Consider the following 18578-nt stretch of genomic DNA (forward strand, 5'->3'; position numbering starts at 1 on the left):
AAATTACTTTATAAATATATCGTTAGCTTAGAATTTATAATCTAACGTTAGGGTATATCCTCGCTCTGAACCCGGATATTCACTAGACGTTTGATAATCTTTGTCAGTTAGGTTTGATACTTTCGCTAACAAACTCACTTGGCTATTTAGTCGGTAATTTACACCAACATCCAGTAAAGTATAGGCTTTTAATGTTTTAACTGGGTCGTTAGAACCATCGTAGCTACTTCCTTGATAGTTTACATCAAAGGTGAAATCAAACTGTTTGAGTGAGTAAACAAAGTTATAATTAGCAGAGAAATTAGGACGTCTGGCTAATTGGTGATCTGTTGATTTATCTTCAGCATCAACATGACTCAATGTTAATGTGTTATTGGTGTTGTAAAAATCAGCCGTAAACGTTGCTTCAGCACCTAATATTTTTGCTTTGGCTACATTTGAAGGTTTGTATGCACCTGATGGTGTAGGGGCCCACTCTATTAGGTTATCAATATCAGATTGGTAAATAGATATCTCAGCAGAAAGGATTTCATTTTGAAAACGCGCTAAAAACTCAGAGGTATCAGCGGTTTCTGATATTAAATCAGGGTTGCCTTGCCAAGGGTAGTATAAGTCGTTGAAGCTAGGCGCTTTGAAAGCAGTGCCGTGGCTAAGTGAAAAGAGGAGTTGATCATTTACTTGGTAACCAGCAGCTACTTGATACGTAGTCTCGCTATCAATGTCGCCAACTTTATCATAACGCACAGAAGCTTCTAATTTTACTTGCTCAATATCATGACGACCTGTGACAAAAAATGCGCGGGCATCTCTATCAGTTTCATCATATTCTTTATTGCTATCAATGCTTTCTGTATACCACTCAAATCCTGCGGTGACTTCAGATGAATCAGCTAACGGTAGTTGAGCTAATGCGGTAACTTGCTCACGATTGGTGGTGAATAAGCTATTTTTATTACTCGCGTCATTTTGACCGTTGTATTTGCTGTAGTTATCTTCAGTGCTGTCCTCTGAGGTACTTAAGCCTAATTGCAAATAGACCTGTTCTAACTGAAGGTGGTTTCTTAAGAGAAAATGGTAGTTTTCGTATGTAGTCTCGTCACCACTGTACTTGGTATTCGAATCAATTTCTGTGGTGCCTTGGTCGTATTGTGTATTTAACTCAAGCGCATAGGCTTGGGTAAACTGAGAGGTACCAGAAAGTGCTATTGATTGACGATCATAACCGTCTTCATCGTTTTGATCTACGGTGTATTTGCTGCTGCCATCAGGAACAATGACATCAAAGCCATCAGATTTTTCTGCTGTGGCACTTAAGGTATAGCTATTTTTAGCATTACCAAATCCTATTGCACCATAACCTTGGTACAAGCTATTACTACCAACTTTAATACCTGCTTGGCCTTCACCGGCGCTTAAGTCTCGAGTGAAAATTTGGATTACGCCACCAATGGCATCAGATCCCCATAATGCCGCTCTTGGTCCTTTAATGACTTCTACACGCTCTACTAACTGAACGGGGATATTCGCAATGCTTTTCGAACCCAGTGTGGCTGAGCCAACACGTACGCCATCGACTAAAATTAATACATGGTCTGAATTAGTACCGCGTACAAAGGCAGATGTCTTATGCGCAGAAGTACCTTGCGTATTGATAGATATACCGGCAACACGACCAAGTAAATCACTGACAGACAAAGGTTGAATTTGTTCAATATTCTCACGAGTGAATATATTCACTGAAGCTAGAGTATCAAATTTGTCTTGAATAGTGCGATTCGCCGTAATGACAATGGTTTCGTCTGCTTTATTAATCTTTGCCGTGTTAGTTTCTTCTGCAACAGATAATGATGAATAAAGTAGGCTGCTAATGCTTAGTGCTATGATAGTTTTTTTCATGTTTTCCTCAGTTATAAGCACCCACCGTACTTACAATGATAAATTAAATTTTAGGCCGGTCTCCGGACTTGAGTTATCAATATACCCAAGCTACTTGAAGGTGTGTGAAACCTGCATCTTTATGTAGTTTGGGTATAGCTAGCTCACACCGTTGCGGGGGCAGTATTGGTTTAACCAATTTCCCGTTTCACCTATAGTACTTACTGAAGTGTTCTTATTACTTTTAAGTAAAGCTATCAGGCACCTAAAATATTTCTTAGTGACTAGCGTGTAGGCTAGCTATGTTTTTGTCGCAAAAATGATCTTGTTTTATCTATTTCTGCACACAAATCTTTTAATGCCGTTAGGCTACGAATTGTCATTCGATGCATTGCATCGGCATTCGGTTGTAATATTTGTTTATTAGCTACGGCTGGTATTATCGACCAGTCTTGCCAGTTAAAGGCTTCACGCTCTTTTTGATTGACTGACAACGGCTGAATAATAAGCTCCACTGAAGCCGGCAGTACTTGCTCAATACTAATTTGTGGATATGGGGTGATGACGTGATGAAATGGATTTTTTACTTTACATATATTTAAAAACTGCTGCGGCCAGCTGCCTTTAGCAACCGTTGTTAAAGGCCTAGACCACAACTCATAAAAACCGGTGATTTCTGTTTTGTTTTGGTATTGTTGCTTTATTTTAACCAATGTTTGTTCAAATTTTGTCGCTACTGTTTCACCCTGCGCGGCGTGACCTGTTATTTTGGCAAAGCGGCGTACTTCACTTGCGATGTCTTCAAATGAATGAGGTTGAGAGTAAATAATATTGAAACCAAGTTGCTCTAACCGTGCTAAATCATCACTAGGATTACCACTTTTCCACGCAATAATTAAGTCAGGCTGTAATTCAATGACTCGCTCAAGTTGCAAGCGTACGTAATTCCCAATGCGCGGTATTTTCTTTGCTTGTTCAGGGTAATCAGCAAATGATGTTGTACCAATAATTTGCTCGCCGGCGCCAACATCATAAAGCATTTCAACTATATGTGGGGCAAGGGCGATAATGGTTGGTTTGTTTTTATCGTTAGCAGATTCTTTAGTCGTTTCTTTATTTTGCTCAGCATAGCTTGAGCCGGAAAAGACTAGCAAGGTAACCAGTAGAGTGATAAATTTCATTAGGTTGTTTCTATATAGTTATCATTTATGAAGCTAACTGATAAATAGTTAGCTCTTATTTTACTTTGAAAGGGAACAGTTATTACCAATCAATACCTTTTTGCGCTTTTATACCGTTATCAAAAGCATGTTTAATTGATTGTACTTCGCTCACGGTATCGGCCAGTTCAATAATGGCTCTATGACAAGCGCGACCCGTAATGATGACATGTTGATGTTTAGGGCGATTATTTAATGCTTCAATAACTTCATCTAAGTCGAGGTATTTATATGAGAGCATATAGGTCATCTCATCGAGTAAAACCACATCAAGATTTGTATCGTTTAGTAACGCTTTGCATTTAAGCCATACCTGTTTTGCTGCAGCGATGTCTTTTTCTTTATCTTGAGTATTCCAGGTAAAACCTGTACCCATGACGCTAAATTTTACCCCTGCATTTTCCAGAAGTTGTCGCTCTCCACAAGCCCATGTACCCTTAATAAACTGAGCAACTGCTGCATTAAGGCCATGGCCGACAGCGCGGGCAACAGTACCAAAACCAGAAGTGCTTTTTCCTTTACCATTACCTGTTATAACAATCAGCAAACCACGCTCATCCGTTGCGTTATCAATGCGAGAATCAACTTTTTCTTTCAGCTTTTGCATTCTTTGCTTGTGGTTATCAGTCATCTTGCTGTCAGTTGTTTTTTTATCAGTCATAGGGTTATCCCTGCTGTTTTGGTTTATTAAACATCAATTTATTAAGTTATCGCTCTAGAGCGATACATGATAAATAAGAAAAATATACTACCTAGTGCTGAGGTAATGATGCCAATTGGGATCTCGGCATGAGGTAGTGATGATCGGGCAATAACATCTACCCAGATAAGAAATATAGCGCCAATGAGCGCGCTGCCAATAATTAACTTAAGCGTTGTTACGCCAATAAGTTGCCTGACAATATGTGGGATCATTAAACCAACAAAACCAATGCCGCCACAGTAAGCGACTATGGTTGCCGTCAATGCAGCACAAATGCCTAACATCAGTAAGCGTAATTTATCGACATCTACACCTAAGCTGGCAGCACTCTCATCACCCAATAATAGGGCATCAATTTGCCTATGCAGTGCCAGTACTGTGATCATTGCGATTAATAAGATACTAGCAATGACGTAAAAATTACTCATTTCCACTCTAGCTAAGCTACCCATAAGCCAAAAAATAACGCGGTTGGTCGCAAAAGGCTCACCAAAATAGAGAATAAATTGGGTTATTGAGGCGAGCATGAATGATACGGCGACACCAGCGAGAAGTAGCTGTTCCATGCGTTGGAGTACCTTAGCGATAAACACCACTATGATGACTGAAAAAAGAGCCCCGAGAAATGCGGCTAAAGGCAGCGCAATGGTTAAGTTGTCGGCTAAGGAAATGTTGGCAACCGTTGCGCCCAAACCTGCACCTGAAACGATGCCAAACAGGTATGGATCAGCGAGTGGGTTACGTGTAGTGTTCTGTAATATAGCCCCCGCTATGGCTAAGCCCATGCCTGCAACTAAGGCGACCAGCACCCTTGGAATACGTACTTGCCAAATAACAATGTCTGCTATTTGATTTTGGCAAGAGCCCACTAAGCAGGAAATTAACTGTGAAGAGTCGATGTCAGCAGGGCCAAAGGTTATTGCTGCGAGTACTGATACAATGACGAGTATCAGCAGTGCGAATAAACGCGTTGAGACTTTATTCACCTGAAAGCTCCGAAATGTCGCTGTTTGGAATACACGTTTCTTTAAGGTAAAAGGATACTTGCGTTGCGCCAGTGATGGCATCGATATTTTGCTGACAAGGTAAACCAAAAATTTTACTTAATTGTTCGGGCGCTAAAACTTCTTTAGGGCTACCATCGCAAATTAATTGCCCTTTATCTAACAGTAGTAATCGTTGACAATATAAGCTGGCTAAATTGAGATCATGTACTGTCATGATCACGGTAATGTTGAGTTTATTAACTAACTGTAATACTTGATGTTGGTAGTAAACATCAAGATGATTGGTCGGTTCATCAAGGATTAATATTTGACTTGCTTGTACCAATGCTCGTGCAATTAATACCCGTTGTTGTTCACCGCCAGAAAGCTGATTAAAATGACTTTCTAGTGCGTGGCTTAATCCGACTTTGCTGAGCGCCAATTCAATTTGAGATTTATCATAATCACTATCGAGCGAAAACAAACTTTTGTGCGGCAGTAGACCCATTTTCATGACATCTTGCACTGATAAGGCAAAGATAGAGTCATTCTTTTGCATTACTAAGGCAAAATGCTGAGCAATTTCTCGGGCACTAAATTGTGTTATAGAGCGATTTTTAAGTTGAACGCTACCGCTGGTATTTGTGCTAGAAAGAATATTAGCTTGGTTAATTATGCAACGTAAGAGACTTGTTTTACCTGCGCCGTTAGGACCAATAATACCGATCACTTCACCTTTGCTGACAGTAAAACTAATGTCTTGCAAGATGGTTTTATGTGGAACCTTCCAGTTAAGCCCTGAGATATTTAGCAGCGTAGACATAATTAAACTCGTGTTTTCCCGCACGGTAATAAGTAAGTTTCTATAGTTAGCTATCTGACTTTGAGCTAGTAATATTATAAACAAATAATATCAGCTCATTTACAGTTGCGGGTACAGTGATGGATTTACACCATCTTCGTTAACACAAAAAACTTTTGAGAAGCGAATTCTATCTTGATTTATCGTCATTAGCAAATTTTAGATGTTTAGATGGCTATACTTGTTTTTTCATCTGGAGAATAATAAAGCTTACTATTCTGTGGCATAGTTCATATTTAATTTAATCAATGCAAATACAAATAATTTTCACTTAAAATTTAAACGGTTAGTAACATTATTTCTTCTTAATAATTCGATAAATCCTTATTCATCTACTAGGCTTTAAAGCAACTGAGTTTCGCTGATTTTCAGTGTCATCACTATGTTCTCAACATATTAAAGAGGTATAAAATGAAAGGTAATCCAAAAGTTATAGCAAGTCTTAACGGCTTATTGCATAACGAGTTAGCAGCCATTGATCAGTATTTTACTCACTCTCGAATGTATCAAGACTGGGGACTAGATAAACTCTTTGAGCAACTTGATCATGAAATGCAAGAGGAGATCACACATGCCGATGCGCTGATAAAGCGAATTTTATTTCTTGAAGGTACTCCTAACTTAACCGATCGTCGAGACTTAATTATAGGTGATGATGTGCCCAGTATGCTCGCTAATGATTTAACACTCGAAATGGAGGTAGTCGCTGCATTAAAAGCATCTATTACTTTATGTGAAAGTGAGGGGGACTTTATAAGCAGAGAAATGTTAGAGAAGCTACTTGAAGACACCGAAGAGGATCACGTTTATTGGCTTGAAAAACAGTTAGGGCTTATTAATAAAATCGGGCTGCAAAATTATATCCAATCTCATATGGGTCAGCATTTACCAGGTTAAGGGGTTGTCATGAAAGGTAATAAACAAATTATTGGCTTATTAAATAGTGCATTGGCCGTTGAACTCATTGCGATTAATCAATATTTTTTGCATGCACGTATGTATAAAAATTGGGGCTTAGAAAAACTCAATAAAGCAGACTATAAAATATCTATTGAGAAAATGAAGCAAGCAGATGATCTTATCGAACGCATCTTGTTTTTAGAAGGCTTGCCAAATCTACAAGACTTAGGGCGTTTGCATATTGGTGAACATGCAAGTGAAATGTTGCAATCCAATATGGACTTAGAGTATGTTTCACGTCAGGCGCTACAAACATTAATTGTTGAAAGTGAGAAGGTACAGGACTATATCAGCAGAGACTTAGCCGAAGATTTATTGGAAAACGTAGAAGAGCAGATTGATTGGATAGAATCGCAACAATATATTATTGATCATGCAGGTATTGAGAATTACTTACAATCTATGATGAGTTAACCAGAGCATTTGTTTAACACTGCGAGGTGTGGCTGCAAAGTAAGCTGATTAGTTTATTTATTAAAAAACTTAAGCTACTTGTGGCTGTGCTTCAGCAATTTGTAATAATTTTCTGTTAAGTACACGCTTAGTACATTGACAGCATTTACCACATTGTGAGCCAACATTAAGTTCTTGAGATAACCCTTTCATAGTCTCTACGCCATTATCAATAGCGGATTCTATCTGGGTATCAGTAACACCATGGCAAATACAAACGTACATAAAAAATTCTCAACTCAAAATATAATACTTAATTAATGATGCATATAATAACCTTAATGATAATAATTATCAATAAGATTGTTTTGTAATAAAATTAGTAAGTTAGTATATTTGTTCTAAATTAGGGGATATTTTTACTAAATATATTTCTCTAAAATGCTTTAATGTCGTGGCCTTTCGAAAAATTCGGGTGTAGCGTTTATAAAATGCAGATTTAAAAAAAGGAGCCTAAGCTCCTTTTGTATTGTTATGTAAGTAAACTCATTACCAAATCTTAACGCGTTTTTCAGGTGCTATATACATAGCATCACCTTCTTTAACATCAAATGCTTTATAAAACTCATTGATGTTTGAAAGTGAACCGAGGGCACGGAATTCCGCAGGTGAATGAGGGTCAGTTGCTACACGGTTACGTGCAGATTTCTCTACAATTTTTGCGCGCCAAATTTGAGCATAACCCATAAAGAAACGTTGATCGCCGGTTAAACCATCAATAATAGGAGCTTCCTCGCCGTTTAATGATGCTTTATAAGCTCTATACGCGATAGTGACACCTGATAAGTCGCCAATGTTCTCGCCTAAGGTTAATTTACCATTTACCGTTAAATCGTCAAATACGTGATATTCATCATATTGTTCAACTAGAGCTTTAGTACGTTCAGAAAACTCAGCTAAGTCTTGCTCAGTCCACCAATTTCTAAGGTTACCTTCAGCGTCATATTTACTACCTTGATCATCAAAACCATGGCCCATCTCATGCCCAATTACAGCACCAATACCGCCGTAATTAACCGCGTCATCTGCTTTCATATTAAAAAATGGTGCTTGTAATATAGCCGCAGGGAAAACAATTTCGTTTACTGTTGGGTTGTAGTAAGCATTAACTGTTTGTGGTGTCATGCCCCATTCCCACTTTTGTATTGGACCACCTAATTTTGCCACTTCTTTTTCATGAGATAAGCGCGAAGAACGCAGAATGTTACCTACTAAGTCGTCAGCATTAATGCTAAGTCCAGAGTAATCTTCCCATTTATCAGGGTAACCAATTTTAGGGGTGAACGCTGCTAATTTAACATGGGCAGCTTTTTTAGTGTCTGCTGACATCCACTCAAGATCATCAATGCTATTGCCATATGATGTACGCAGGTTTTCTACTAATTCACTCATGCGCGCTTTCGCTTGCGGGGTAAAGTGACGAGCTACATACACTTTGCCAATAACTTCACCTAAATTACTGTTAACGACACTAACGCCACGTTTCCACTGTGGTCGTTGCTCTTCTCTACCACTTAGCTGTTTAGAATAAAAATCAAAATTTTCATTATCAATATCAGTGCTCAAGTAACTAGCAAAATTACTTAAGCTATGGAAGTTCAAATAGGTTTTCCAATCATCTAATGATGTTTCAGCAAATATTTCACCGAAGCCTTCAACAAAATCTGGTTGGTTGATTATAATGTCTTGTTGAGAAGCAACACCTTGAGCAGCCAGATAAGCGGACCAATCAAAAGCATCTGTTAAATCATTTAATTTGTTCACAGCAAACTTATTGTAACGCTTTTCACTGTCACGACTTTGTACTCGGCTCCAATGGTACTTTGCTAACTTTGTTTCTAATGCCATGATAGTTTTAGCAGCTTGTTTACCATTTTTAAAGCCTGCTAGTTTGTACATGTTTTCAATGTGAGCAACATAACCAGCACGCAACGCGACAAAACGTTCTGCTTCATTAACGTAGTAGTCTTTATCTGGTAAACCTAAACCGCTTTGCCAGATGTGAGTGGCATAACTGCTTGAATCTTTTGCATCAACGCTGATGTAAAAAGCTAAAGGACTGCCGACACCTACTGCTTGATATTTACCGAAAAAGCCCGCTAATTCAGATTTGTTATTGAGTTTGTTTATGGCATCAAAAATAGGCTGAATTGGTTTCACACCTAAATTATTACGCTTTTCTGTGTCCATATATGAGCGAAATATATCTGCTACTTTTTGCTCATCGCTGCCTTGAGTTAAATTTTCTTCTGCCGCAAGTTCTTCTATGATGGCTTTAACATCATCATCAGCTTTATCACGCAGATCATAGAATGAACCGATAGCCGTTTTATCTCCAGGAATGTCATGTTTTTTTAACCAGTTGCCGTTTACATAACGGTAGAAATTATCTTGTGGACGTACGCTGGTGTCTAAATTAGCTTTTTCAATACCTGAAGCTAATGCCGTTTTTTGAGTCACCAAAGGAGCATTACTGCTGCTATCAGCTTGAGTAGTACAGCCGGTCATTAGCAATAATGATGAGCATATTGCACTAGTAATAATTGCTTTCATGAAAAGTCCTTATTTATAAGTCATAAAATGAATTTAAGTGAGCACAATATAAATAGTATGTTAATTTTTTTAATTATTTATACGTTTAATTTGTTTACTTTCACATGTTTTGTGCACACGATGACTCGATTCTACGAGGTATTTTTGAGGATTTCCAGCAAGTGAAACATCATTTTACATATTTGTTTTGTCAGCAAAAACAGGCAAAATTTATGACGGAACAATGAGTGAGAGATAAGTTGTTGTTTTCTATTGGTTAACAGGCTTTTAACATTGGGTTAACAAGCCTGGTTCACACTACAGTTGCTGATCACTATATTCGTCAATAGCTTACTCTATAAGTTTTTACCATGGGGTAATACGGCATTGGAAAATATTATGCCAGCGACCAGAGACATAAATATTAAGAATGTTTGTGAACCTAAATCAGGCACATTTAGCATATTTTGGCCCGAAACAGCACTATTTAAACCAATATAAACTTTTGAACCGGGCACGAGCACAACTAACCCCAGCAGCCTTACAATACTTGAAGGTAAGTTCATCACTCTTGAAAATAAGTTACTGTATAAACCTAGCGCAAAAGCACCAACAAACGCACCTAGCGCCACACCCAAATACTCAGTAGCCCAAATACTCACGCCAAAAGCTATATACCCAGCAATCATGCCCCATGGAGCATCTTTTAATCGAACTTTAAAAAGAATAACTAAACTTGCTGATAAGGTGGTTACCGCTAACCAAGAAGTCCAAACAGGCATAGTTTCAGGAGGGAGAAATATTGCTGTTCCCCACATTAAACTACCTAAAGCCATTCCCAGTACTGCGCCGAAATATAGTTTAAATAGCACCATTATACTGTCCATGATACGCGCGGTACCTGACATTAAATGTCGAGCAGCAAGCTCAGATAAACCTACAGTTAAAGACAGGCCAGGAATAAACACAATGATGCTTGATAGAATAACCATAGGAATATTGATGCTAGGGTCAAACATAGATATTGCTGAGGCTAGCAATGATGCCATGAGCGCTGCCATAGGCTCGAGTAAATCGGACATGCGCCGTGAGCGCTCTGACCAAAGTACAAAAGCAAAAGTAACCCAGCCCAATATAGTCGACCAAAAAACATCGTGCCAACTGGTATGCATTAACATGGCAAAAGCGCCACTTGATGCACCAAAAGCTAAAAAGGATAACAGGGTGCCGTAAGGCGCTGGTTTATTTTTTACCTCAGCTAAACGCTCAATGGCCTCCTCGAGTGTACGTTGACCATCAATTAACTCATCAACGAGTTCATCTATACGCGCTAAAGAGCCAAGATCAATATCGCCAGGGCTAACCCGTACTAAATGATTATATTGCTGATCATCTTCATCATCAGATAAGATAAACGTTAAAGCGGTAGGCGTGATGATAAAAGAAGCGCGAAGTTCAAGGAACTTAGCGATAGATAATAAGTTATCTTCTAGGCGATAAGCGGTCGAACCCAGCTTATGTAAAGCTTTACCTAATTTTATGATAAAGCGGCGTTTTTGGTAAAAGTTATCGGTTTTCTGCATTGCGAAATAAAATGGTAGCTGGCACTGTTCGCTATGGTAATCGATTTTGCTAACACTAGGTATAAAAAACTAACGAAAAGGTATAAAAATGACATTAATAATTATTTTGCTTTGTGTCTTTGTTGCTATGTTCTTAATGGTTACTTTGGGTGAGAAATTTGGTAAACCCATGACTGATGAGCAACAAGGTAAATACAGTAAAATTACGCGAATTTTGGTATTTGTTCTTATCGTGGCGGCAATTATCAAAACCATGTTTTAAACGACTTTATTGCTTATGGATCATCAGGTAAAATCTAGTGATATTACCTTTTTATAACTAGAGAGATACCTAATGCAGCAATTGCCGAAACTCGACTTAAAAAATAAAGTATCAGCCCAAGAATGGCAATTACGCGTTGATTTAGCGGCTTGTTATCGATTATTACAAATGCATGGTTGGGACGATCTTATTCATACCCATATTTCTGTGCGTATTCCTGGTACTGAACATATTTTGATTAATGCTTTTGGCTTAGCTTTTGAGGAAATAACGGCGTCAAATTTAGTAAAAATTGATATCAAAGGTAATGTTGTCGATAAAGATTGTCCCTTTAATATAAATCCAGCAGGTTTTACTATTCACAGTGCTGTCCATGAAGTTCGCCATGATGATATTTGTGCTTTACATGTACATACCAATGAAACTATTGCTGTTGCTAGTGTTGAAGAAGGCCTATTGCCGTTAAGCCAATACTCAATGTTTGCCTTGGCTTCAATGAGTTATCATGATTATGAAGGCTTAGCGGTGAATGATGCTGAAAAACTTAGATTGCAAAATGATTTAGGCAATAAAAACTTTATGTTATTACGCAATCATGGAGCATTAACTATGGGGAAAACTATTGGTGATGCGTTCATGCATATGTATGATTTAACACGTGCCTGTCAAATACAGTTGCAAGTTATGGCAACAGGCATGAAACCTATATATGCCCCACAAAGTATTATTGATGGTATTAAGGCGCAAGCTAATATTGTTCATGATGGTGAAACCGGTGGTCAAAAAGCATGGCCAGCGATGGTACGTCGTGTTTATCGTAATGATCCTACATTTGCTCAGTAGTCATATTCTTTTTGTTATATCGCTCAATTTATTCGTCAAAGGTACTCATTGACTAAAGTCAACTCCGTGCCTTTTCCTTTAACTTGAACGATATAACGTCAAGAAAAATGGCTACTTCTTTTGAGCATAATTATAAGATTTAATAATAATTTTGAAACGAGAGTTAACTATACAGAGAGTTAACTAAATAAAAAATTAACTTAGTTGAGAAAAATATGAAGATCACTCACGTTGAAGTTTTTGATATCCATTGCCCTAAGCGCACCGCTTGGAACCCTGTTTTTGTACGTATACATACCGATGAAGGTATTTGTGGTGTTGGTGAGGCGGGTTTAGCTTATGACTGGGGTCATAGCGCTGCAGCAGCCATGATTAAAGAAATTAGCGAAGCTGTGCTGATCGGTTTTAACCCTTTTAATACTGAACTTCTTTGGTCTCGTATGTTAAGAGAAAGTTTTTGGGGCTTAGGCGGCGGACCTGTTCTCTACTCAGCTATGAGTGCCATTGATACCGCGCTTTGGGATATTAAGGGTAAAGCATTAGGGGTGCCTGTTTATCAATTATTAGGTGGCAAGGTAAATGACAAGTTACGTACTTATGCAAGCCAATTACAATTCGATTGGGATAGTGAAATAAGCAAATTAATTGAGCCCGAGCAATATGCTGAAGCTGCACTAAAAGCCGTTGATGAAGGTTATGATGCTGTTAAGGTTGACCCAATTGTTTATAACGGCGATGGCAGCTCTTCTTTTGATCGAACAAAATTATTCACTAAACCGCAAATGCGTTTATTTGGCGACAGACTACGCGCTATTCGTGATGCCGTGGGTGATGATGTCGATATTATTTTTGAATCTCATTCATTGATGGGAGCTGCATCAGCAATACAAATGGGCAGAGTTGTCGAAGAAGTTGGTTGTATGATGTATGAAGAGCCGGTTAATTATTTAAATCCAGCAGTACATAAAAAAGTATCTGAAAACGTCAATGTGCCTATTGCCGGAGGTGAGCGTTTGTATCATCGTTGGGATGTAAGACCTTACTTTGAAGATCAAAGTATTGATGTATTACAACCTGATGTTGGTTTATGTGGTGGTTTTACTGAAGCTAAAAAAGTTTGTGATTATGCAGATGTTTACGATATTCGCATACAAGCACATGTTTGTGGTGGTCCCGTTGCAACAGCTGCCTCATTGCATTTAGAAACTGCTATTCCAAACTTTTTAATTCATGAACATCATACTTACGCCATTAAAGATTGGAATAGAGAGCTATGTTTACAGGATCCACAACCTGTAGATGGTTTTTTCCAAGTAACAGAAGTGCCAGGTATTGGCATCGAACTTAATGATGCAATCGTTAAAAAATCACCAAATGTAACGATTAAATAGAGAGTTAAACTACTCAGTTTGTGAGTTAGCAAGTTGATATATACGAAGCGCATTACTGTAAAGTAATGCGTTTTTTTCATTTTTACTGCATTGTTCTATGACGCTAGATTCAAGAATGTCCTGCCAATAGCCGACATAGCTCTTATGATTAAGCTTATTACCGATTTCTGCAGCGAGTAAACACAAGGGGAAATTACTGGCGAGCATCACACGTTGACTTGAAAAGGCATCAAGACAATATCGTGTCACCTGAGTAAACCACAACATTGCATAATGTCTGTCTGTCATTTCCCAACCAGAACACTTTATAAATACATTGGGGTAATTCGCTAATTCACTGATATATTGTTGCCATATCTGCCATGCATGACTGTTGATGTTTTTAGGTGGGAAGCCTGCATGATTGATAATGAACTTAAGCTGGCTATTTTTTGAGATAGTTTGAGTTAATAGCGGCATAACGTTAATCGCACTTTCATCAGCCAACGATAATTGTAATTCAAAAATAAAGTCTTTGGTTTTATTAAGGTTGGCAAAGTTTAGTTGTGAATTTTGATCCGATAATATCGTTGCCGCTTGTTCATCTAATATATGGCGAGTGCCAATTAAACTCTTATGTTGCCGTAACCTTTGAAGTGTTTTTTGAAACTGCTCTGGTGCTGCTAATAAATCTATACTTGCTACTGTACGATTATTTTGACACGCGAAACTGTCAATATATTCAAGTTCACGCCAAGGTTTTGCATTGTCAAAACCTGCCTCAATATGAACAAAACCAGCCAATTTTATTTTATCACTTGCCTGCAAGGAGTCATTTAACTCTTCAACCCTAAAATCTTTTTGGATAAGTGCTTTATCTGGCCAAAAGGGCGGGTTTTGTGTTTTAAGCCAATGATATTCGCCACGGGAAAGATCAAAAAAGTGCAGGTGCGGATCAATAATATTAACGGTCATAGTATTTAATTTCGACTATTCCAATGTTTAGAGACTCTAAGTTAAAATAAAGACTATTGCGCAGTATAACCACCGTCGATTACTTGTAAACTACCGGTGATAAATCTAGCCTTATCTGACGCTAAAAATAGTACCAACTCAGCGACTTCTTCTGGTTGTCCTAAGCGCTGCAAGGGTTGCAGTTTTTCTTCGTCTTTATGTACTTCGTTTTTATCCGCACCTGACTTTTGACAGTAGTTATCAATTGCTTTGTGGTACAGCGGCGTTTCTATGGTACCGGGACAAACAGCATTAGCACGAATATTATAAGCCGCGTAGTCAAGGGCTGTTGTTTTAGCAATTGAGGCGAGGGCACTTTTACTTAAGTTATAAGCAAATGAATTATGCTTGGCAATTAATGCTTGATCAGAAGCCATTAATAAAATTGCACCGTTATGATTAGCTTTCATTGATGGTAATACTGCCTTGATGGCAGCGTAAGCTCCTTTAACATTGATGTTAAAGACTTTATTTAAATCTTCTTCACGGGTATTTTCAATGGTCGCCGAAAAATGAATGCCTGCATTTGATATTAAAACATCTATGGTGTGTTGCTTCGCGATATCATTAATGATTGCGGTTACTTGGCTTACATTAGTAACATCACAATGGCGAAAATCTCCTTCTGCAGAGGCAACTAAATCTAAATTAAATACTCGGTAATTATTCTTAACAAATAATTTTACGATGCTTAAACCAATACCCGAACTACCACCGGTGATTACACAGACTTTTTTCATTAAATTATCTCAATTAACGCAATTATTTGAAATGATACCTGTAAGCTTAATTAAGTTCCATAAAGTTAAGTCGCAATTGTTTCTTGGCACAATTTACTCGCTCTTCTTTGTGAGGTAATTAACGAATTGTATGTTGATGCCGAAATAATTTTTCTCGTTTAAAGTCATTTTCTTCCCTCTGAAATCCTGCACTTTGCATGATAATGAGTATATAATATTGGCAATTTGTTTAATGAGGTTTTTCCATGAAAGCTTGTGGTGTAGAAATTAAGAGTAATGATGCGATAATTTGTATCGTGTCAAAAGAAAACAATTTGTATGATATCCCTCATACGCGCGTACAAAAAATTAGCCTAGATAATGCGGGCGATGCAGAAGCAGTGAAAAAATTTCAATTTACTTTTGCTAAGTTAATGGAAGATTACAAAGTTACTCATGTACAAATTAAAGGTCGTGCTTTAAAAGGTAAATTTGCTGGTGGTCCTGTTGGCTTTAAAATTGAAGCCGCTATTCAATTGATTGATGCATTAGAAGTTGAAGTATTATCAGGTGCTTTTATTAAGAAAGAATTGTCGAGAAGTCAAATTGATATCGATTTTCGTGATACTGGCTTAAAGCAATTTCAAGAACAAGCATTTACAACTGTTTTTGCTTATTTAGAAGCGCAAAATAATGCCTATAGAGTAGACTCTGAATAAAATTGTTAAGACGACTGTTTTATCGCAGTACGAGTTTAAATAATTCATTTTTAAATGTACTTATTTAAAGCAATAATTAAAGCTTAGCAATTAATCTTGCTAAGCTTTTTTATTGCCTATTCCTTGAAAAAAGCCAGTTCTTGAAAAAAGCCAGCTAACTTAGCTGGCTTTTTACTTTTGTGTCCGCTAATAGCGCAATGAACTTAACAATACTCATCAAAATGGCCAAAAGTCATTGCAGATATTCCATCAAAACTTATGCTGGGTAGATGATTCTAATAGTGTAATAAGTCACCATTACATGATGACAAGCGTTGTGAATCATTCTTTTTGTATTGATTGTACTTCTTTAATAAGGCGATTAAATATGGCTGGAAGAAGCGTTATGAAAGAGTTTTCCCAAAAAATAAACGGTTCTTTGTGACGAAATATCTCTCCTTTTTTCTATTTTACTTTAAAAATAGTTAATAACGTGATTTAATCAAACACCTGTTTGAAAGTCGACCTCTGACCAGTTGGCTTTTGTTAAGCAAAAAAAGTTAATTATTGGAGAAAGTCATGCCAGAGTATAAAGCACCGATCAGAGACATTAAATTTGTTATGCAAGAACTATTTGATTGCGATAGTCATTATCAAAAATTAGGTTACGAAGATGCTAGTGTAGATATGGTTGATGCCATTATTAGTGAAGCAGCTAAGTTCACTGAACAAGTCATTGCCCCTATAAATCAAAGTGGTGATGAACAAGGTTGTACTTGGACTGATGGCGAGGTGACGACACCAGATGGTTTTAAAGACGCTTATCAACAATATGTTAATGGTGGCTGGCCAACACTCGCGCAAAATGTAGATTTTGGTGGGCAAGGCTTACCACATTCATTAAACACGGCAATTACTGAGCTATTCTCTAGCGCTAACCATAGTTTTGCTATGTATCCTGGTTTGAGTCATGGCGCATTAGCGACTATTGAAGCACATGGTAGTGAAGAGCAAAAAAGTCAGTTTATGCCAAAATTAGTTGAAGGCTCTTGGACTGGCACCATGTGTTTAACTGAACCTCATTGTGGTACTGATTTAGGTATGCTGCGAACCAAAGCTGAGCTGAATGATGATGGCAGTTACTCGTTAACAGGTACTAAAATATTTATTTCTGCGGGCGAACATGATTTATCCGACAACATTGTTCATATAGTTATTGCAAGAATTCCAGGCTCTCCTGAGGGCAGTAAAGGTATTTCACTATTTATTGTTCCTAAGTTTAATGTGACAGGTGATGGTGAAACCAGCGATCGTAATGCAGTAACCTGTGGCTCTATCGAACATAAAATGGGTATCAATGCTAACGCTACTTGTGTGATTAACTTTGATGGTGCGAAGGGCTATTTAATTGGTGAAGTCAATCGTGGCTTAAATTGCATGTTTACCTTTATGAATGCTGCGCGTTTAGGTGTTGCTACTGAGGGAGTCGCAGCAGCTGAAGCATCTTTTCAAGGTGCATTAGCTTACGCCAAAGATAGATTACAAATGCGTTCTTTATCGGGTGTGAAAAATCCAGAAGGACCGGCAGATGCAATCATTGTTCACCCTGATGTTCGTCGCATGTTATTAACGCAAAAATCCATTGCTGAAGGTGGGCGAGCGCTGATTGCTTATTTAGCCCAGCTAGTTGATATTGGTCATGCTAGTAACTGTGAAGAAGAAAAAGCAGCGGCAGAGACTAAACTGGCTTTATTAACGCCAATTGCAAAAGCTTTCCTTACTGAACTAGGACTAGAGTGTACTAGTCATGGTGTGCAAGTGTTTGGTGGCCATGGCTTTATTAAAGAGTGGGGCATGGAGCAACTGATGCGTGATACCAAAATTAGTTGTTTATATGAAGGTACTACAGGTATTCAAGCATTAGACTTATTGGCTCGAAAAATCTTAGGCTCTAAAGGAAAGATCCTTAAACCTTTCGGTAGCGAAGTAACAAAATTCTGTTTAGAAAATGCTGACGATGATGCGATGCAAGAGTTTATTCAACCTATAATGGGCTTTGGTGGTGATTGGCAAAAAATGACTGAAAAAGTTGGTGAAAAAGCCATGCAAAACCCAGACGAAATTGGTGCTGCGTCTGTTGATTATTTGATGTATTCAGGCTATTTAACGCTTGCTTACTTTTGGGCAAAAATGGCAAAAGTTGCACAGGATAAACTTAAAGATGGCTGTGATGACGAAGCATTTTATCAAGCGAAAATTAAAACAGCACGCTTCTATTTTCAACGTATTCTACCAAGAGCTAACGGACATGCTGCTTGTGTTGAAAATGGTGCGAACTCGATGATGGCACTTGATACAGATGATTTTCAATTTTAATTTCTTAAAATAGTGAGATAAGTATTGAGTAGAAAAGGGAAGCAATATGCTTCCTTTTTTTGCCACTTAACATTCAAATGAAACAGCAATGTTGTTCTAAAAAACTTCGAGAGTTAATGCTT

At 37.9% G+C, this 18578-nt stretch carries 17 protein-coding genes and 2 riboswitches; of the genes, 7 read left to right on the forward strand and 10 right to left on the reverse strand.

The genetic code is table 11. The features are described 5' to 3' along the window. Positions 1-27 precede the first annotated feature (27 nt). The 5 genes from ND2E_RS01920 to ND2E_RS01900 all read right to left on the reverse strand — a co-directional run bounded on the left by ND2E_RS01920 (position 28) and on the right by ND2E_RS01900 (position 5607). On the reverse strand, positions 28-1896 hold the full coding sequence (locus ND2E_RS01920; RefSeq protein ID WP_033095645.1) for a TonB-dependent receptor domain-containing protein: 1869 nt from the start codon (positions 1894-1896) through the stop codon (positions 28-30). A gap of 36 nt (positions 1897-1932) precedes the next feature. Beyond that, positions 1933-2157: riboswitch (cobalamin riboswitch) on the reverse strand. Between the two features lie 14 nt (positions 2158-2171). Next, positions 2172-3056, reverse strand: a complete 885-nt coding sequence (locus tag ND2E_RS01915; protein ID WP_033095646.1) for a cobalamin-binding protein — start codon at positions 3054-3056, stop codon at positions 2172-2174. Between the two features lie 82 nt (positions 3057-3138). Beyond that, on the reverse strand, positions 3139-3756 hold the full coding sequence (gene cobO, locus ND2E_RS01910; protein WP_033095647.1) for a cob(I)yrinic acid a,c-diamide adenosyltransferase: 618 nt from the start codon (positions 3754-3756) through the stop codon (positions 3139-3141). 41 nt (positions 3757-3797) lie between these two features. Next, the gene (locus ND2E_RS01905) at positions 3798-4784 is read right to left on the reverse strand and encodes a FecCD family ABC transporter permease (protein ID WP_033095648.1); all 987 of its coding nucleotides are present in this window, start codon (positions 4782-4784) and stop codon (positions 3798-3800) included. Beyond that, entirely contained in the window at positions 4777-5607 is an 831-nt protein-coding gene (locus ND2E_RS01900; RefSeq protein WP_033095649.1) for an ABC transporter ATP-binding protein, read from the reverse strand. Before ND2E_RS01900 ends, ND2E_RS01905 begins: the two co-directional genes overlap by 8 nt. Beyond that, a riboswitch (cobalamin riboswitch) is annotated at positions 5600-5790 on the reverse strand. Its footprint overlaps the gene before it by 8 nt. Positions 5791-6057: 267 nt before the next feature. On the opposite strand from ND2E_RS01900, the gene bfr (ND2E_RS01895) reads away from it, so the two are divergent. Then, positions 6058-6543 (forward strand): bacterioferritin, encoded by a 486-nt coding sequence (gene bfr / locus ND2E_RS01895; protein WP_033095650.1) that lies wholly within the window; start codon positions 6058-6060, stop codon positions 6541-6543. Positions 6544-6552: 9 nt separating this feature from the next. Then, positions 6553-7020 (forward strand): bacterioferritin, encoded by a 468-nt coding sequence (gene bfr, locus ND2E_RS01890; protein ID WP_033095651.1) that lies wholly within the window; start codon positions 6553-6555, stop codon positions 7018-7020. A 69-nt stretch (positions 7021-7089) separates the two neighbouring features. Here bfr (ND2E_RS01890) and ND2E_RS01885 read toward each other — a convergent pair whose 3' ends face one another. The 3 genes from ND2E_RS01885 to ND2E_RS01875 all read right to left on the reverse strand — a co-directional run bounded on the left by ND2E_RS01885 (position 7090) and on the right by ND2E_RS01875 (position 11174). Further along, positions 7090-7284 carry a (2Fe-2S)-binding protein gene (locus tag ND2E_RS01885; RefSeq protein ID WP_033095652.1) on the reverse strand — a complete coding sequence of 65 codons (195 nt, stop codon included), beginning with the start codon at positions 7282-7284 and terminating at the stop codon, positions 7090-7092. Positions 7285-7548: 264 nt separating this feature from the next. Continuing rightward, on the reverse strand, positions 7549-9612 hold the full coding sequence (locus ND2E_RS01880) for a M13 family metallopeptidase (protein ID WP_033095653.1): 2064 nt from the start codon (positions 9610-9612) through the stop codon (positions 7549-7551). A gap of 335 nt (positions 9613-9947) precedes the next feature. Beyond that, positions 9948-11174 (reverse strand): threonine/serine exporter family protein, encoded by a 1227-nt coding sequence (locus ND2E_RS01875; RefSeq protein ID WP_033095654.1) that lies wholly within the window; start codon positions 11172-11174, stop codon positions 9948-9950. Between the two features lie 88 nt (positions 11175-11262). Between ND2E_RS01875 and ND2E_RS23220 the strand changes: the two genes are divergently transcribed. The 3 genes from ND2E_RS23220 to ND2E_RS01865 all read left to right on the forward strand — a co-directional run bounded on the left by ND2E_RS23220 (position 11263) and on the right by ND2E_RS01865 (position 13670). Next, positions 11263-11436, forward strand: a complete 174-nt coding sequence (locus tag ND2E_RS23220; RefSeq protein WP_190277870.1) for a hypothetical protein — start codon at positions 11263-11265, stop codon at positions 11434-11436. 72 nt (positions 11437-11508) lie between these two features. Beyond that, a complete protein-coding gene (locus tag ND2E_RS01870; protein WP_033095655.1) occupies positions 11509-12279 on the forward strand; it encodes a class II aldolase/adducin family protein in 771 nt (256 codons plus the stop codon). 215 nt (positions 12280-12494) lie between these two features. Further along, positions 12495-13670 carry a mandelate racemase/muconate lactonizing enzyme family protein gene (locus tag ND2E_RS01865; protein ID WP_033095656.1) on the forward strand — a complete coding sequence of 392 codons (1176 nt, stop codon included), beginning with the start codon at positions 12495-12497 and terminating at the stop codon, positions 13668-13670. Between the two features lie 9 nt (positions 13671-13679). On the opposite strand, the gene ND2E_RS01860 is transcribed toward ND2E_RS01865, so the two are convergent. Further along, positions 13680-14624 (reverse strand): amidohydrolase family protein, encoded by a 945-nt coding sequence (locus tag ND2E_RS01860; RefSeq protein WP_033095657.1) that lies wholly within the window; start codon positions 14622-14624, stop codon positions 13680-13682. A gap of 53 nt (positions 14625-14677) precedes the next feature. Beyond that, the gene (locus tag ND2E_RS01855) at positions 14678-15403 is read right to left on the reverse strand and encodes an SDR family NAD(P)-dependent oxidoreductase (RefSeq protein WP_033095658.1); all 726 of its coding nucleotides are present in this window, start codon (positions 15401-15403) and stop codon (positions 14678-14680) included. Between the two features lie 245 nt (positions 15404-15648). On the opposite strand from ND2E_RS01855, the gene ND2E_RS01850 reads away from it, so the two are divergent. Both ND2E_RS01850 and ND2E_RS01845 read left to right on the forward strand, forming a co-directional pair. Next, positions 15649-16101 (forward strand): DUF3010 family protein, encoded by a 453-nt coding sequence (locus tag ND2E_RS01850; protein WP_033095659.1) that lies wholly within the window; start codon positions 15649-15651, stop codon positions 16099-16101. Between the two features lie 558 nt (positions 16102-16659). Continuing rightward, positions 16660-18456, forward strand: coding sequence for an acyl-CoA dehydrogenase C-terminal domain-containing protein (locus ND2E_RS01845; RefSeq protein ID WP_033095660.1), 1797 nt, complete (start codon positions 16660-16662; stop codon positions 18454-18456). Positions 18457-18578: the final 122 nt, after the last annotated feature.

The organism is Colwellia psychrerythraea (assembly GCF_000764225.1).
Taxonomy (GTDB): Bacteria; Pseudomonadota; Gammaproteobacteria; order Enterobacterales; family Alteromonadaceae; genus Colwellia; species Colwellia psychrerythraea_D.

Excerpts from the sequence above, each read along its gene's own strand:
- ND2E_RS01920 (WP_033095645.1), bottom strand. The coding sequence starts at position 1,896 with ATGAAAAAAACTATCATAGCACTAAGCATTAGCAGCCTACTTTATTCA.
- ND2E_RS01915 (WP_033095646.1), bottom strand. The coding sequence starts at position 3,056 with ATGAAATTTATCACTCTACTGGTTACCTTGCTAGTCTTTTCCGGCTCA.
- cobO (WP_033095647.1), bottom strand. The coding sequence starts at position 3,756 with ATGACTGATAAAAAAACAACTGACAGCAAGATGACTGATAACCACAAG.
- ND2E_RS01900 (WP_033095649.1), bottom strand. The coding sequence starts at position 5,607 with ATGTCTACGCTGCTAAATATCTCAGGGCTTAACTGGAAGGTTCCACAT.
- bfr (WP_033095650.1), top strand. The coding sequence starts at position 6,058 with ATGAAAGGTAATCCAAAAGTTATAGCAAGTCTTAACGGCTTATTGCAT.
- bfr (WP_033095651.1), top strand. The coding sequence starts at position 6,553 with ATGAAAGGTAATAAACAAATTATTGGCTTATTAAATAGTGCATTGGCC.
- ND2E_RS01885 (WP_033095652.1), bottom strand. The coding sequence starts at position 7,284 with ATGTACGTTTGTATTTGCCATGGTGTTACTGATACCCAGATAGAATCC.
- ND2E_RS01880 (WP_033095653.1), bottom strand. The coding sequence starts at position 9,612 with ATGAAAGCAATTATTACTAGTGCAATATGCTCATCATTATTGCTAATG.
- ND2E_RS01875 (WP_033095654.1), bottom strand. The coding sequence starts at position 11,174 with ATGCAGAAAACCGATAACTTTTACCAAAAACGCCGCTTTATCATAAAA.
- ND2E_RS23220 (WP_190277870.1), top strand. The coding sequence starts at position 11,263 with ATGACATTAATAATTATTTTGCTTTGTGTCTTTGTTGCTATGTTCTTA.
- ND2E_RS01870 (WP_033095655.1), top strand. The coding sequence starts at position 11,509 with ATGCAGCAATTGCCGAAACTCGACTTAAAAAATAAAGTATCAGCCCAA.
- ND2E_RS01865 (WP_033095656.1), top strand. The coding sequence starts at position 12,495 with ATGAAGATCACTCACGTTGAAGTTTTTGATATCCATTGCCCTAAGCGC.
- ND2E_RS01860 (WP_033095657.1), bottom strand. The coding sequence starts at position 14,624 with ATGACCGTTAATATTATTGATCCGCACCTGCACTTTTTTGATCTTTCC.
- ND2E_RS01855 (WP_033095658.1), bottom strand. The coding sequence starts at position 15,403 with ATGAAAAAAGTCTGTGTAATCACCGGTGGTAGTTCGGGTATTGGTTTA.
- ND2E_RS01850 (WP_033095659.1), top strand. The coding sequence starts at position 15,649 with ATGAAAGCTTGTGGTGTAGAAATTAAGAGTAATGATGCGATAATTTGT.
- ND2E_RS01845 (WP_033095660.1), top strand. The coding sequence starts at position 16,660 with ATGCCAGAGTATAAAGCACCGATCAGAGACATTAAATTTGTTATGCAA.